Source organism: Modestobacter sp. SYSU DS0657 (assembly GCF_054050925.1).
This window is the reverse complement of record NZ_JBJHAG010000041.1, coordinates 1-15,242: the sequence shown is the minus strand read 5'-3', so window position 1 is coordinate 15,242 and position 15,242 is coordinate 1. Positions and strand designations below refer to the sequence as shown.

The window sequence follows — 15,242 nt, the reverse complement described above, 5'->3', positions numbered from 1 at the left end:
CCTCTGGACGGGGCCTGACCGTCCAGCACGTCACCCACCTGGGATGCTGGGCGGTGATGAGCGCACCCCTGAACCTGGTCAACCTGGAACGGGTGTCGAAGGCCCACGGCACGACGGTGATCCTCGACGACGTCTCCCTCGGCGTCGCCGCCGGCGAACGCATCGGCGTCGTCGGCCGCAACGGGGGCGGCAAGTCCACCCTGCTCGGCGTCCTCACCGGCACCCAGGAGCCCGACTCCGGCCGGGTCACCCGACGCGGCGACCTGGCGATGGGCGTGCTCGACCAGACCGGCACCCTGCCGCCGGGGACGACGGTGCGCGACGTGGTGCTGCCCGCCTCCCGGTTCGCCGCCGAGCACGAGTGGGCCGGTGACCCCGCCGTCCGCTCGGTGCTCACCGGGCTGGAGCTGGACCGGATCGGGCTGGACTCCCCGGTCGCGCCGATGTCCGGTGGCGAGCGGCGCCGGGTCGCGCTGGCCGCCCAGCTGATCCGCCCGCTGGACCTGCTGGTGCTCGACGAGCCGACCAACCACCTCGACGTCGAGGGGGTCGCCTGGCTGGCCGAGTACGTGAAGGCGCGCACCGGCGGCCTGATCGTCGTCACCCACGACCGCTGGTTCCTCGACGAGGTCTCCACCACCACGTGGGAGGTCGCCGACGGGGCCGTGCACGCCTACGAGGGCGGCTACTCGGCGTACACGCTGGCCCGGGCCGAGCGGGCCCGGATCGCCAACGTGACCGAGGAACGCCGGCTCAACCTGGTGCGCAAGGAGCTCGCCTGGCTGCGCCGTGGCCCGCCGGCCCGCACCAGCAAGCCGAAGTTCCGGATCGAGGCGGCCCAGGCGCTGATCGCCGACGAGCCGCCCGCCCGAGACACCATGGCGCTGGCCAGCTTCGCCGCCCGGCGGCTGGGCAAGACCGTCTACGACGTCGAGGACGTCACCTACACCGTCCGCGGCCGTGGCCCGGTGGACGACGACGCCGACCCGGCCGGTCCCGCGGACCCGGCGGCTCCCGGCGAGCGCACGCTGTTCCGCGACCTGACCTGGCACGTCGGCCCGGGCGACCGGATCGGCGTCGTCGGGGTCAACGGCGCGGGGAAGACCTCCCTGCTCAAGCTGCTGGTCGGCGAGGTGCAGCCGGACGCCGGCCGGGTCGTCGTCGGCCAGACGGTGGCCCCGGCGTACCTGTCCCAGCACGTCACCGAGCTCGACCCGCGGCAGCGCGTGCTCGAGGCGGTGCAGGACGTCGCCCGGATCGCCAGGATCGGCAACCAGGAGATCTCCGCCTCGACGCTGGCCGAGCGCTTCGGCTTCGCGGCGAACCGGCAGTGGACGCCGGTGGGCGACCTCTCCGGTGGTGAGCGGCGGCGGCTGCAGCTGCTCCGGCTGCTGATGGCCGAGCCGAACGTGCTGCTCCTCGACGAGCCGACCAACGACCTGGACATCGACACGCTCACCGCGCTGGAGGACCTGCTCGACAACTTCCCGGGCACGGTGCTGGTGGTCAGCCACGACCGGTACTTCGTCGACCGGGTCTGCGACTCGGTGGTCGCGCTGATGGGCGACGGGTCGCTGGCCGCGCTGCCCGGCGGGGTGGAGGAGTACCTGCGGCGGCGGGCCGCCGGGGAGGCCGCGCTGCCGGGCTCGGGGGCGGCCGCGCCGGTCGGCAGCAGCTCCGCGTCCTCCGGTCCGAGCCACAGCGCCGCCGACGCGCGGGCCGCCCGCAAGGAGGCGTCCCGCCTGGAACGCCGGATGCTCAAGCTCGACGCCGACGAGAAGAAGCTGCACGAGCAGCTGGCCGCGGCCGCCACCGACTACGCGAAGGCCGCCGAGCTGGACGCGCAGCTGCGGGCGGTGCAGGCGGAGAAGGAACAGGTCGAGACCGACTGGCTGGCCGCGGCCGAGATCGCCGAGGGCTGACCACCCCCGGGATCAGGTGACCTGATCATGCGTGCTCCTGGCTCACCGCAGGAGGTGAGCCAGGAGCACGCGGGGTGAGCCAGGACGGCGGCTTCAGGCGGATCGCTCGGCCCGCGAGCGCTGCAGCAGCCGGAGCCCGACGACGACGGTGGGCACCGCACCCACCAGGGCGAACGCCGCGAAGAGCATCGGCTGGAACGGGAACGCCATCGACAGCCCCAGGGAGGCGATCGCCGGGGCGAGCAGCCACCAGCCGATCACCCCGGCCCGCGCCAGCCCGGCCAGCACCACGACCGGGCCGATCAGCCCGAACAGGGTGAGCGCACCGACGATCCCCATCCCGGCCGAGCCCTCGACCGTGGTGAACAGCGACTCCGCCGTCGCCGGGTCGAGCTCGCGGCCGATGGCCCCGGTCCAGAAGTCCGACAGCACCAGGCCGGTCACGCTCACCAGCCCGAGGGACGACAGCAGGGAGCCGACGAGGGTGAGCGTGCCGCCCCGGCGGCCGCGGACCAGAGCCGGCGCCGCCAGCCAGGCCAGCGCCAGCAGCAGGTTGCCGTAGTGCAGCAGCAGGGCCGACAGCGCGGTCAGCCCCTCGTCGCGGGCCAGGGACTCGATGTAGTCGGCCGGGGCCATCGAGTCGGCCGGCGGGGAGGTCGCCATGCCCGCGACGTAGAGCAGTGGGCCGGCGATCAGCGCGCTGCCGGCGATCGGCAGCAGCCGGGCGGCGGCGCTGCGGGCGGGCCGGTCGGCCGCGGGAGCGGGCCGGCCGGTGGGCGTGGGGAGCTGGGTCGTCATCGTCCGTCCTCGGGTCGGGAGGGCACCGTCTCGTCGCGGTGTCGACGAGGAAGCTAGGGACGACCGGGGTCCCCCCGCGTCCGTCCGCACGCACCGACCGGGGTCCGCCGGACGGCGGACGGAGGCCGCCCCCGGGTCCGTCGCGTGGGGGATGTCCGGCCCGCTCCCGGACCCCTACCGTGCTCGCATGCCGCGCTGGGACGCCCGCTCCGCCGGCCGCTGGGCGTGGCCCGCGGTGGGCCTGCTGATCGGCGGCATGGCGGTGCTGGAGTCGGCGATCGACACCTTCTCCCGGCAGAGCGCGGCGCTGGTGCTGCCGGGTCTGGCGGTGGGGCTGCTGCTGGCCTGCTGCCCGCGCTGGCCCGCGGCGGCGGCGCTGCTGGGGTCGGCCAGCGTGATCGGCAACTTCGCGCTGGGCGCCCCCGGGCCGGGCGGCGCGCAGCTGATCGGCATGGCGGTCCTGGTCGGTCACGCCGCTGCGGTGCTGGCGGTGCGGCGCGGGGCGCTGGTCGCCGTCGCGGCCACGCTGCTGGTCCTCGTGGCCGGGTTGCTGCTCTCCCCGTCGCCGTGGGAGGGCTTCTTCTACCTGCTGGTCACCGGCGTGGCGTGGGGCGTGGGCGCGCTGGTGCGGCAGTCCCGGCAGCGCTCCCGCGAGCTGGAGGTGCTGGCGGCGCGGCTGGCCGCCCAGCAGGAGACGGTGGCGACGGCGGCGGCGGTGGCCGAGCGGGCCAGGATCGCCCGCGAGGTGCACGACTCGGTCGCCCACTCGGTGAGCGTGATGGTGCTGCAGATGGGCGGGCTGCGCCGCCTGCTGCCCGATGAGCCCGAGGCCCAGCAGGTGCTGCTCGGCCTGGAGCGGCTGGGCCGGGAGGCGGTCGAGGAGATGCGCCGGGTGGTCGGCGTGCTCCGCGAACCGGCCACCGGCGACCCGGCGCCGCAGCCGTCGCTGACCCGCCTGGAGGCGGTGGTGGACGAGCTGCGGGCCGGCGGGGTGCCCGTCGAGCTGCAGGTCACCGGCGACCCGGTGCCGCTCCCGCAGCTGGTCGACGTCTCCGCCGTCCGGGTGGTGCAGGAGGCGCTGTCCAACGTCGTCCGGCACGCCGGGGCGGCCGCGACCCGGGTGGAGGTCACCTGGCGGCCGGACCGGGTGACCGTGACGGTCACCGACGACGGCCGGCCCCGGGTGACCGGCGCCGTCGAGGACGCCGCCCCGGGCGGGTTCGGTCAGCTGCACATGCGGGAGCGGGTCGCGGTCGCCGGCGGCAGCCTCGAGGTCGGGCCGGTGCGCGGGGGCGGCTACCGGGTGCGGGCCAGCTTCCCGGTGAGCGCCGTGCGCAGCCCGGCGGTGGCCGGGTGACGATCCGGGTGGTGCTGGTCGACGACCAGGCGATGGTGCGCACGGGGCTCCGCATGGTGCTGGCCGCCGAGCCGGACGTGGAGGTGGTGGGGGAGGCCGCCGACGGCGCGGAGGGCGTGCGGGTGGTGACCGCGCTCCGCCCCGACGTCGTCCTGCTCGACGTCCGCATGCCCGGCGTCGACGGGCTGGAAGCGGCCCGCCGGATCATCGCCGCGGGCCTGCCCACCCGCGTGGTGGTGCTGACGACGTTCGACGAGGACGAGTACGTGACCGCAGCCCTGCGCGCGGGGGTGAGCGGCTTCCTGCTCAAGGTGGCCCCGCCGGAGGACCTGGTGGCGGCCGTGCGCACCGTCGCCGACGGCGGTGGCCTGCTCGACCCCGCGGTGACCTTGCGGGTCATCGAGTCCTTCGCGACCGCACCGGCGCCCGACCCGGTGCGCGCCGCGGCGCTCGCGCAGCTCACCGAGCGGGAGACGGACGTGCTCGCCCTGGTGGCCGCCGGGCTGTCCAACGCCGAGATCGCCGGCCGCCTGTACCTGGGGGAGGCGACGGTGAAGACGCACGTCAGCCGGGTGCTGCTCAAGCTGGGCCTGCGCGACCGGGTGCAGGCCGTCGCGTTCGCCTACGAGAGCGGGCTGGTCACCCCCGGACGGTGATCGTCGCCGGCGCCGGCGGCGCGAAGATCGCCTCGAGTCGCCGGGAACCACGGACGCCGGGAAGATGGGGCGCAACGATTCGATCGCGCCGAACTGCGGTGCGTGCACCCGCACGCCCGGCCGACGACGACCGGAAGGGACCCGTTGGGCCTGCTGCTGATCCTGCACCTCGCTGCCGCGGTGGTCGCCCCGCTGCTGGTGCGGTGGTGGGGGCGCCAGGCGTTCCTGGCCCTCGCGCTGGTCCCGGGCGTGTCCTTCGGCTGGGTGCTGACCCGCCTGGGCACGGTGGTCGGCGGGGGCGAGGTCCGCGAGACCGTGTCCTGGATCCCGGCGCTGGACCTGGACATCGCGCTGCGGCTGGACGCCCTGTCGCTCACCTTCGCTGGCCTGGTCACCGGGGTCGGCGCGCTGGTGCTGGTCTACTGCGCGCGCTACTTCGAGCCCGACGAGGAGGGCGTGGGCCGGTTCGCCGCGGTGATGACCGCCTTCGCCGGTTCGATGCTCGGCCTGGTGCTCGCCGACGACGTGCTGGTGCTCTACGTCTTCTGGGAGCTCACCACCGTCTTCTCGTTCCTGCTGATCGGCGGGTCGGGCGGCAAGCTGGCCGGACGGCGGGCGGCGAGCCAGGCGCTGCTGCTCACCACGGCCGGCGGCCTGGCCATGCTGGTCGGGCTGCTGATGATCTCCTCGGCCAGCGGCAGCAGGCTGCTGTCGGTGATCGTGGCCGACCCGGGCAGCGGCCCGGTGCTGGTGGCCGGCACGATGCTCGTCCTGGCCGGTGCGGTCACCAAGTCGGCGATGGTGCCCTTCCACTTCTGGCTGCCGGCCGCGATGGAGGCGCCGACCCCGGTCAGCGCCTACCTGCACGCCGCCGCGATGGTGAAGGCCGGCATCTACCTGGTGGCCCGGCTGGCCCCCGGCTTCGCCGACGTCCCCGGCTGGCGGCCGGTCGTGCTGGGGCTCGGCGTGGCGACCATGCTGATCGGCGGCTGGCGCTCGCTGCGGCAGAACGACCTGAAGCTGCTGCTGGCCTTCAGCACGGTCAGCCAGCTGGGCTTCCTGATCACCATGGTCGGGGCCGGCAGCGAGGAGCTGGCCGCGGCGGGGCTGGCGATGACCGTCGCGCACGCGCTGAGCAAGTCGACGCTGTTCCTCTCCGTCGGGGTGGTCGACCACGCGACCGGGGTCCGCGACCTGCGGCTGCTGTCCGGGCTGGGGCGGCGCATGCCCGCCCTCGCCGTGATCGCCACGCTGGCCGCGGCCAGCCTGGTCGGGTTGCCGCCGTTCCTGGGCTTCGTCGGGAAGGAGGCGGCGTTCACCGCGCTGTGGGATGGCGGGGTCCCCGACCGGGTGGCCGCCGTCGTCGTCCTGGTCGGGCTGGTGCTCGGCTCGGTCTTCACCGCTGCGTACTGCGCCCGCTTCCTGTGGGGCGCGTTCGCCCGCAAGCCGGAGCTGCCGGACACGGCGCCGGCGGAGCTGGAGCACCACCCCGGGCCGCTGTTCCTCGCCGCGCCGGCCGTGCTCGCGCTCGCCGGGCTCGCCGCCGGCCCGGCCAGCCCGCTGCTGGACCACCTGGTGGTCCGCTACTCCGAGACCCTGCCCCTGATCGCCCCGGAGGCGGAGCACCTGGCGCTGTGGCACGGCCTGCAGCCCGCGCTCGCGCTCTCCGTGGTCACCCTGCTCGGAGGTGCTGCGATCTTCGCGCTGCGCGCGCCGTTCCACCGGCTGCAGCAGCGGCTGGCCGTCGGCGCCTCCGCCGACGAGGGCTACTGGAACACCCTGCAGGCCCTCGACCGGCTCGCCGTCCTGGTCACGGGTACGACGCAGCGCGGGTCGCTGCCCGCCTACCTCGGCACCATCCTCGTCGTCGTCCTGGCGCTGCCCGGGTCGGTGCTGTTGTTCCAGGCGCCGTGGCCGGACGAGTGGCGGGCGTGGGACAGCCCCCTGCAGGCGCTGGTCGGCGCGGTGGTCGTGACCGCCGCGTTCGTGGCCGTGCCGCTCCGGCAGCGCCTGTCCGCGGTGCTCGTCGTCGGCGTGACCGGCTACGGGCTGGCGCTGCTGTTCGTGCTGCACGGCGCTCCCGACCTTGCGCTGACCCAGTTCCTGGTCGAGACGCTGAGCCTCGTGGTCTTCGTGCTGGTGCTGCGCCGGCTGCCCAAGGACATCAGCGAACGCCACCGCCCCGCCGAGCGGACCGTCCGGGCGGTGCTGGCGGGCAGCGTGGGCCTGCTCATGGCCGGGGTCGGCGCAGCCGCGTTGGCCGCCCGCACGGCCACGCCGGTCTCCACCGACATGCCCGAGCTCGCGCTGGAGGAGGGGCACGGGGAGAACGTGGTCAACGTGATCCTCGTCGACATCCGCGCCTGGGACACCCTGGGCGAGCTGTCGGTGCTCGTCGTCGCGGCCACGGGCGTGGCCAGCCTGGTCTTCCTCCGCAGCCGCACCGGCGCGGTCGACCGGGCAGAGGAGGGGCAGGCGTCCGAGGACGACCCGAGCCAGGCCCGGCGCGCGCCGAAGAGCCGGTGGCTCTCGGCGAGCTCGACCCTCGCGCCCCAGCGGCGGTCCGTGGTCCTGGAGGTGGCCACGCGCTTCCTGTTCCACCCGGTCGTCGTCTTCTCGCTGTTCCTGCTGTTCTCCGGGCACAACCAGCCCGGCGGTGGGTTCGCCGGTGGGCTGGTGGCCGGGCTGGCGCTCGTGCTCCGCTACCTGGCCGGCGGGAGGTACGAACTCGGCGCGGCCGCCCCGGTGCCCCCGGGCCTGCTGCTCGGGGGCGGGCTGCTGCTGGCCGGTGGCTCCGGGGTGGCCGGCCTGCTGCTGGGCGGGTCGGTGCTCGAGTCCGCCTACCTGGAGACCGACGTGGCGGTGCTCGGCCACGTGAGCCTGCCCACCGCGCTGTTCTTCGACATCGGCGTCTACCTCATCGTCGTGGGGCTGGTCCTGGACGTGCTCCGCAGCCTGGGTGCCGAGACGGACCGCCAGGAGGACGAGCAGGAGCCGGCGGACACCGCTCCCGAGGAGGTGATCGCCCGATGACCCCCACCATCGTGCTCCCGGTCGTGATTGGTGGCCTCTACGCGGCAGGGGTCTACCTGCTGCTGGACCGCAGCCTGACCCGGGTGATCCTCGGCTTCATCCTGCTGGGGAACGCGACGAACCTGCTGCTGCTGTCCGCCAGCGGCCCGACCGGGCTGTCGCCGGTGTTCGGCTACGCCGAGGCGGAGGAGATGAGCGACCCGCTGCCGCAGGCCCTGGTGCTGACCGCGATCGTGATCACCTTCGGGGTGACCGCCTTCCTGCTGGCGATGGTGCACCGGTCCTGGCGGCTGGTCCGGCAGGAGGTCATCGAGATCGACGAGGAGGACCGGCGGGTCGCGGCCCGGCAGGGCATGGACGCCGACGACATCGACCCCGACGACCTGCCGACCGAGGACCGGCCCGCGGGCAAGGGGAACACCATGCCCTCCGACGTCGACGTGGAGGAGCAGTTGGCGCACCGGTACGGCGAGTTCGCCTCCGACGACATCGGACTCCCGCCGACCCGGCGGAGCGACCGGTGATCGGCACCCTCGCACCCCTGCCGGTGCTGCTGCCGCTGCTCGGGGCGGCGGCCGCGCTGCTGGTGGGCCGGCACCCGCGGGTGCAGCGCACGGTGAGCATCGTGGTCCTGGCCACGGTGGTGGGGGTCTCGGTCGCCCTGCTGCTCATCGCCGACGCCCAGGGCGCGGCCGCGGTCGCCGTCGGGGACTGGCCGGTCCCGGTCGCGATCATGCTCGTGGTCGACCGGCTCTCCGCGCTGATGCTCGTGGTGGCCAGCACGGTGGGGCTGGGGGTGCTCGTGTTCGCCGTCGGCCAGGGCACGGCCGACGGCGACGAGGAGACCCCTCTGTCGATCTTCCACCCGACGTTCCTGGTCCTCATCGCCGGCGTGAGCTACGCGTTCCTCGCCGGTGACCTGTTCAACCTCTACGTGGGCTTCGAGGTGCTGCTGACCTCCAGCTACGTGCTGCTCACCCTGGGCGGCTCGGCCCCGCGGATCCGCGCGGGCATCACCTACGTGGTGGTCAGCCTGCTCAGCTCGCTCCTCTTCCTCGCCTCGATCGCGCTCGTCTACGCCGCGACCGGCACGGTGAACCTGGCGCAGCTGGCCGGCCGGCTCGGTGACCTGCCCGACGGCACCCAGCTGATGCTGCAGGCCCTGCTGCTGATCGCCTTCAGCATCAAGGCGGCGGTCTTCCCGCTGTCGGCCTGGCTGCCCGACAGCTACCCGACCGCGCCGGCCCCGGTCACCGCCGTGTTCGCCGGCCTGCTCACCAAGGTCGGCGTCTACGCGATCATCCGCACCCAGACGCTGCTGTTCCCCGGCGGTGCGCTCGACGACGTGCTCATGTGGGCCGCCCTGGCCACCATGGTGGTCGGCATCCTCGGCGCGGTGGCGCAGACCGACATCCGGCGCATCCTGTCGTTCACGCTGGTCAGCCACATCGGGTACATGGTCTTCGGCATCGCGCTCGCGACCACGGCCGGGCTGGCCGGCGCGATCTTCTACGTGGTCCACCACATCGCCATCCAGACGACCCTGTTCCTGGTCGCCGGGCTGATCGAGCGGCGGGGCGGTACGACGAGCAGCGCCCGCCTCGGCGGGCTCGCCACCGCATCCCCCGTGCTCGCGGTGCTCTTCTTCGTGCCGGCGATGAACCTGGCCGGCATCCCCCCGTTCTCCGGCTTCATCGGCAAGGTCGGCCTGCTCGGTGCCGGCGTCTCCGTCGGCGGCTGGCAGGCGTACGTGCTGGTGGGCGGTGCGGTCGTGACCAGCCTCCTCACGCTGGTGGCCATGTCCCGGGTGTGGACGCGGGCCTTCTGGCGGCCGTCGGCGCAGTCGGCCTCGGCCGACACCGCCGCGGCCGCGGCCCGTGACGCCGGGCCCGACAACGGCCCGGACGACGGTCCGCAGGACCCCGCCTCGGGCGGCGACGAGCCGGCCGACAACCTGCCCGAGGGGCTGACCGGCGGGGCGACCTCCACCACGGTCGTCCGCCGGACGGGCCGTCGCGGCGCCTGGCAGCGGCACGTCGCCGTGGCGACGGCGGGGCCTGCCGGGGGCGACGGGCAGCCGAGCGGCGGTGCGGGGGAGTCCCGGGCGGCGGTGCGGCCGCTCCCGGCGGTGATGATGGCGGCCACCGCGGCGATGGTGGTGCTCACCGTGGGTCTCACCGTGGTCGCCGGACCGCTGTACGGGATGACCACCCGCTCCGCGGCCGACCTCCGTGACCGCACGCCCTACATCGAGGCCGTCTACGGCGAGGGGGTGGACCGGTGACCGTCGACGCTCCCGGCCGCTGGCTGCGGCACCGGGCGCCCCTGCTCGTCTGGCTGGTGCTCATCTGGATCCTGCTGTGGGGCACCTGGACCTGGGCGAACCTCATCTCCGGTCTGCTGGTGGCCCTGGCGGTCACCCTCCTGCTCCCGCTGCCCGCCGTCGTTGGTGGAGCGCGGCTGCACCCGGTGGCGGCGCTGTACTTCGTGGGTCACTTCCTGGTCAACCTCACGGTCTCCAGCGCCCAGGTCGCCTGGCAGACGCTGCGGCCCAGCGGCGTCCGGCGGAGCGCGGTCATCCTGGTGCAGCTGCGCACCGACTCGGACCTGCTGCTGAGCGTCATCTCGCAGGTCCTCACGCTGGTGCCCGGGTCGATGGTGCTGGACCTGGACCGACGGCGGATGGCTCTGGGCGTCCACGTGCTGGACGTCGGCAGCGAGGCCGACGTCGAACGGCAGCGCGCGGAGGTGCTGGCGACGGAGCGGCGGGTGGTGCGTGCGTTCGGCTCGGCGGAGGACATCGCTCGGCTCGACCGGGAGCCGGCCGAGCACGGCACGCAGGCCCCCGCCGGCGCGGAGTCGAGCCGATGAGCGTCATCGTGGTCCTGATCTACGGGATGCTGGCTCTGGGCGCGGTGCTGGCGATGGTGCGACTGGCGCTGGGCCCCTCCCTGCTCGACCGGGTGGTGGCCACGGACACCATCCTGGTGATCGTCGCGGCCGGCCTCGCGGTGCACGCGGCCCTGGACCGGGACCCGACGGTCGTTCCGGTGCTCGTGGTCGTCGCCATGCTCGTCTTCGTGGGGGCCGTCTCGGTCGCGCGCTACATCGGCGGCATGCTGCTGCGCACGGGAGCGGACGACGAGGACCTCGGGATCTCGCCGGCCGCCGCGCAGCTGGAGACGCCCGAGGACGGGGGACGACGGTGAACGACTTCGACTCGGTGGCCGACTGGATCGCCGCAGCGTGCCTGCTGGCGGGTGCGTTTCTCTGCCTCACCGCGGGGGTCGGGCTGCTGCGCTTCCCCGACGTCCTGTCCCGGATGCACGCGGGCACGAAACCGCAGGTCATGGGCGTGCTGCTCATCATGATCGGAGGGGCCATCCGGCTCTCCGGCTGGTCGGCGACCTGGATGCTGCTGCTGGTCGCGGCGTTCCAGCTGATCACCGCCCCGGTCAACGCGCACATGGTCAGCCGGATCGCCTACCGGCGCCGGCACGCTGACCGCGGCCTGCTGCTGGTCGACGAGCTGGGCGGTGCGGAGCGCGGAGCCGAACTGCGTGCCGGTGAGGCGGGGATGAGCGGCGACCAGCCCGCCGACGCCCCGACCGACCCCCCGTCCGGGACGCACCCGACCGACGCTGCCCAGGCCGACGCCGCCCAGCCCGACGAGGCTCGTACGACCGGCACCGGATGACACGCCGCGTCGTCGGCCGGGCTGCCCGCCGCCGGCGGTGGCGTGATCGACCTGCGCGGGACAACCAGATGCCCGACCATCGACGCGTGACCGGCGCCCGGAACCGGCCGCTGGGCGTCGCGGTGGCCGGCCTGCTGGTCGTCCTGCTGCTCCTCGCCGTCGGCTGCACGGCCGGGACGGGGAGGAACGGCGCAGCCACCGGCTCCTCCGGCGGAGCGACGTCGGCGCCCGTCACCGACCGGGGGACGCCGGACACCCACCGGGAGAACCGGGGGGAGCGGGACGTCGATCAGGACGGTGTCCTCCGCGAGGTCGAGGACGCCGCGTCCGGCGCCCGGGCGACGATCTCGGTGGTCGTGCTGGACGCGCAGGGATCGACGCTGGTCGAGGGCCCGACCGCGGCCGACCCGCAGGACGCCGCCTCGCTGGTGAAGCTGCTGGTGGTGCACCAGGTCCTCGACCAGGCCGGGCCCGAGGGGCCCGACGAGCGGACCGCCGGGCTGCTGGAGCGGGCCATCACCCTGTCGGACGACGAGGCGATGAACCTGCTGTGGGTGGAGCAGGACGGCACGGCCCTCGTCCGGGACGCTGCGGCCGCCTTCGACCTCGCGGACACCGCGCCACCGGCGGACCCGACCCAGTGGGGAGCCACGACCACGAGTGCGGTGGACCTCGCCCGGTTCCTCCGCGCGGTCGCCGACCGTCCCGAGGAGCGGGCGGCGGCCACCCTGCTGGACTGGATGCGGGCGGCCGCCGACACCGCGGCCGACGGCTTCGACCAGGCCTTCGGGCTGCTGGCCGACGGGCTGCCGGTCGGCGGAGGGGAGGTCGCGGTCAAGCAGGCGTGGGCCTGCTGCCCGGCGGGCCGCCGGCAGCTGCACTCGTCGGGTGTCCTGCCGAACGGCCGGGTGGTGGTCCTGCTGTCCGAGGCGCCGCGCAGCTCGGGCTACGGGCAACTGAGGACCGCCCTCGACGACGCCGCGGCCGTGCTGGTGGAGGGCACCGGCTGATCCGCCCGGCGCCCTCCACCGAATGCTCAGCGCTGGGCGCGGTTGACGGCGGAGACGATCGCCCGCAGCGATGCGGTGACGATGTTGGCGTCGATCCCGACGCCCCACAGCACCCGCTCGCCCACGGCGCACTCGACGTAGGAGGCGGCGCGGGCGTCGCCTCCGGCCGACAGCGCGTGCTCGGCGTAGTCGAGCACGCGGACGTCGACGTCGACGCTGCGCAGCGCGTCCACGAACGCCGCGATCGGTCCGTTGCCCCGGCCTTCCAGGGTGACCGGCACGCCACCGTCGACGAGGTCGACCCGGATCTCGTCCGGACCGGTGCCCGAGGCGGTGTGCTCGTGACCGGCGAGGGAGAACCGGCCCCAGGGGGCGTCGGTGTCGGGCAGGTACTCGTTCTTGAACGCCGCCCACATCTGCTGGGCGGTGACCTCGCCGCCCTCGTCGTCGGTGTGCCGCTGGACGACCGCACTGAACTCGATCTGGAGCCGCCGCGGCAGGTCCAGCTGGTTCTCGGTCTTCATGATGTAGGCGACGCCGCCCTTGCCGGACTGGCTGTTCACCCGGATCACCGCTTCGTAGCTGCGGCCGACGTCCTTCGGGTCGATCGGCAGGTACGGGACCGCCCACGGGATCTCGTCCACGGTCTTCCCCGCGGCCTCGGCGTCGGCGGCCAGCGCCGTGAAGCCCTTGTTGATGGCGTCCTGGTGGGAGCCGGAGAACGCGGTGTAGACCAGGTCGCCGCCGTAGGGGTGCCGCTCGTGCACGCCCAGCTGGTTGCAGTACTCGACGGTGCGCCGGATCTCGTCGATGTCGGAGAAGTCGATCTGCGGGTCGATGCCCTGGCTGAACAGGTTCAGCCCCAGGGTGACCAGGTCGACGTTGCCGGTGCGCTCGCCGTTGCCGAACAGGCACCCCTCGATGCGGTCGGCGCCGGCCCGGTAGCCCAGCTCCGCGGCGGCCACGGCGGTGCCCCGGTCGTTGTGCGGGTGCAGGGAGAGCACGACCGCGTCGCGGCGGGCCAGGTTGCGGTGCATCCACTCGATCTGGTCGGCGTAGACGGTCGGCTCGGCCATCTCCACCGTCGCCGGCAGGTTCAGGATGGTCGGGCGGTCGACGGTCGGCTCCCACACGTCGGTGACGGCGTTGCAGACCTCGGCGGCGAACTCCAGCTCGGTGCCGGTGAAGGACTCGGGGGAGTACTCGAACCGGATCTCGGTGTCACCGGCCTGCTCGGCCAGCTTGCGCACCAGCCGGGCGCCGTGGACGGCGATGTCGGTGATCCCGGCCCGGTCGGAGTTGAACACGACCCGCCGCTGGAGCGTGGAGGTGGAGTTGTACAGGTGCACGATCGCCTGCCTGGCGCCCCGCAGGGACTCGAACGTGCGCTCGATCAGCTCGTCGCGGGCCTGGGTGAGCACCTGCACGGTGACGTCGTCGGGGATCAGGTCGTCCTCGACCAGCTGGCGGATGAAGTCGTAGTCGGTCTGGCTGGCCGCCGGGAAGCCGACCTCGATCTCCTTGTAGCCCATCCGGACCAGCAGCTCGAACATCCGCCGCTTGCGCTCGGGGCTCATCGGGTCGATCAGGGCCTGGTTGCCGTCGCGGAGGTCGACCGCGCACCAGCGCGGGGCCTGGGTGGTGACCGTCTCCGGCCAGGTGCGGTCGGGCAGCGGTACCGGGGTGAACGGCGCGTACTTGCCGATCGGCATCCCGGAGGGGCGCTGGGGGTTGCGGGCGTGCGGGTGGGACTCGCTCATGGGAGGTCTCCTCGTGCGCGGGCTGTCGTGCGCGGACGGCGCAACAGCTCCGGGGGGAGGTCAGCAGGCGCCGGGTACGCGCGAACACCGCGGCGAGGGGGCCGACCTAGGAGAGGGCCTCGCCGCGGCGGGTAAGCAGGAGGCTGCCGCGCACGTCGGTCACGGTAGCAGCGACGCCCCGGCCCGGCATGTCACCGGGCCGTCGTCAGCCCAGGTCGCACCGGCACGGGCAGTCCTCGACGTGCGGCCAGCGCTCCCCGGCGACCAGCAGGACGTCGCAGCCGGGCGGGCAGGTGCAGACCGGGTCGGGTGACGGCGGGGGACGCTCGCCGGCGAGGAACCGGCGTCGCCGTTCCTCGGCGGCCCGCCGGGCGGCGGCCTGGGCGCGGGCCCGCGCCCGGTCGGGCAGGGAATCGCCCGGCTCCGGCACGTGGTGGTCCCCGGCCGTCCCGCTGAGCCGGCGCCGCCCGTCGCGGTACCGCCGCTCGCGGCTGAAGGTGTAGCGCGGCGGGGTGGCCCGGGGCAGGTGCTCACCTCCCCACCAGTCCTCGTCGCCGTGGCGGGTGTCCAGGTGCGCGGGGAACAGCCGACCCGCGCCGTCCCGGACGGCGGCGTCGGTCATGCCGGGTGCGTCCCGTCCCTGCTCGTCGAGGAGGGCCAGCCGCAGCCCGGCGAGCTCGGCGGCCCGCTCCAGCACCCGGGCGTCCAGGCCGCGCGCCCCGCACTCGACCGCTGCGATCGCGGACTTCGACACCCCGAGGTGCTCGGCCAGCTCGCGTTGCGAGAGGTCACCGGTCCGGCGGATCCGGCGCAGCAGGCCGGGCAGGGCGGATGGGGCAGCTGCGGTCACGCGGGCAGCGTCGTCGCCGGCACCGCCCGTGGGGACCCCGAGAGGTGACCTGTGGAAAGTCGTGGTCTGCCCACAGGGGGTGGGCACACCACGAAGGTGGGTGTGGCAGGGATGCCCCGCGCGGGGTCGTGCTCTGCCCACCCGGGGTGGGCAGAGCAC

Annotated in this window: 13 protein-coding genes; 10 read left to right on the top strand and 3 right to left on the bottom strand. The window is 74.4% G+C overall.

Annotated elements, in window-relative coordinates:
* Nucleotides 1–56 precede the first annotated feature (56 nt).
* Nucleotides 57–1,922 (top strand): ABC-F family ATP-binding cassette domain-containing protein, encoded by a 1,866-nt coding sequence (locus ACI79A_RS18720; protein WP_457085268.1) that lies wholly within the window; start codon nucleotides 57–59, stop codon nucleotides 1,920–1,922.
* Between the two features lie 93 nt (nucleotides 1,923–2,015).
* Here the strand turns inward: ACI79A_RS18720 and ACI79A_RS18715 are convergent, their stop codons facing one another.
* Entirely contained in the window at nucleotides 2,016–2,720 is a 705-nt protein-coding gene (locus tag ACI79A_RS18715; protein WP_457085267.1) for a hypothetical protein, read from the bottom strand.
* A 187-nt stretch (nucleotides 2,721–2,907) separates the two neighbouring features.
* On the opposite strand from ACI79A_RS18715, the gene ACI79A_RS18710 reads away from it, so the two are divergent.
* The 9 genes from ACI79A_RS18710 (at nucleotide 2,908) to ACI79A_RS18670 (ending at nucleotide 12,473) form a co-directional block, all read left to right on the top strand.
* A complete protein-coding gene (locus ACI79A_RS18710; RefSeq protein WP_457085266.1) occupies nucleotides 2,908–4,077 on the top strand; it encodes a sensor histidine kinase in 1,170 nt (389 codons plus the stop codon).
* Complete coding sequence (locus tag ACI79A_RS18705; RefSeq protein ID WP_457085265.1) at nucleotides 4,074–4,733, top strand: response regulator; 660 nt, start codon at nucleotides 4,074–4,076, stop codon at nucleotides 4,731–4,733. The genes ACI79A_RS18710 and ACI79A_RS18705 overlap by 4 nt, the downstream gene beginning before the upstream one ends.
* A 144-nt stretch (nucleotides 4,734–4,877) precedes the next feature.
* Nucleotides 4,878–7,766, top strand: coding sequence for a Na+/H+ antiporter subunit A (locus tag ACI79A_RS18700; protein WP_457085264.1), 2,889 nt, complete (start codon nucleotides 4,878–4,880; stop codon nucleotides 7,764–7,766).
* The gene (locus tag ACI79A_RS18695) at nucleotides 7,763–8,290 is read left to right on the top strand and encodes a Na(+)/H(+) antiporter subunit C (RefSeq protein ID WP_457085263.1); all 528 of its coding nucleotides are present in this window, start codon (nucleotides 7,763–7,765) and stop codon (nucleotides 8,288–8,290) included. Before ACI79A_RS18700 ends, ACI79A_RS18695 begins: the two co-directional genes overlap by 4 nt.
* Nucleotides 8,287–10,050 carry a Na+/H+ antiporter subunit D gene (locus tag ACI79A_RS18690; RefSeq protein WP_457085262.1) on the top strand — a complete coding sequence of 588 codons (1,764 nt, stop codon included), beginning with the start codon at nucleotides 8,287–8,289 and terminating at the stop codon, nucleotides 10,048–10,050. The genes ACI79A_RS18695 and ACI79A_RS18690 overlap by 4 nt, the downstream gene beginning before the upstream one ends.
* Nucleotides 10,047–10,637, top strand: a complete 591-nt coding sequence (locus ACI79A_RS18685) for a Na+/H+ antiporter subunit E (RefSeq protein WP_457085261.1) — start codon at nucleotides 10,047–10,049, stop codon at nucleotides 10,635–10,637. Before ACI79A_RS18690 ends, ACI79A_RS18685 begins: the two co-directional genes overlap by 4 nt.
* Nucleotides 10,634–10,975, top strand: a complete 342-nt coding sequence (locus ACI79A_RS18680) for a monovalent cation/H+ antiporter complex subunit F (RefSeq protein WP_457085260.1) — start codon at nucleotides 10,634–10,636, stop codon at nucleotides 10,973–10,975. Before ACI79A_RS18685 ends, ACI79A_RS18680 begins: the two co-directional genes overlap by 4 nt.
* Nucleotides 10,972–11,463, top strand: a complete 492-nt coding sequence (mnhG, locus tag ACI79A_RS18675; protein ID WP_457085259.1) for a monovalent cation/H(+) antiporter subunit G — start codon at nucleotides 10,972–10,974, stop codon at nucleotides 11,461–11,463. The genes ACI79A_RS18680 and mnhG overlap by 4 nt, the downstream gene beginning before the upstream one ends.
* Nucleotides 11,464–11,549: 86 nt before the next feature.
* Nucleotides 11,550–12,473, top strand: a complete 924-nt coding sequence (locus tag ACI79A_RS18670) for an LppW family protein (protein ID WP_457085258.1) — start codon at nucleotides 11,550–11,552, stop codon at nucleotides 12,471–12,473.
* A gap of 26 nt (nucleotides 12,474–12,499) precedes the next feature.
* Here ACI79A_RS18670 and leuA read toward each other — a convergent pair whose 3' ends face one another.
* Together leuA and ACI79A_RS18660 are read right to left on the bottom strand one after the other, a co-directional pair.
* Nucleotides 12,500–14,233: a 2-isopropylmalate synthase gene (gene leuA, locus ACI79A_RS18665; protein WP_457085257.1), complete on the bottom strand. Its 1,734-nt coding sequence runs from the start codon at nucleotides 14,231–14,233 to the stop codon at nucleotides 12,500–12,502.
* A 205-nt stretch (nucleotides 14,234–14,438) separates the two neighbouring features.
* Entirely contained in the window at nucleotides 14,439–15,083 is a 645-nt protein-coding gene (locus ACI79A_RS18660) for a helix-turn-helix domain-containing protein (protein ID WP_457085256.1), read from the bottom strand.
* Nucleotides 15,084–15,242: the final 159 nt, after the last annotated feature.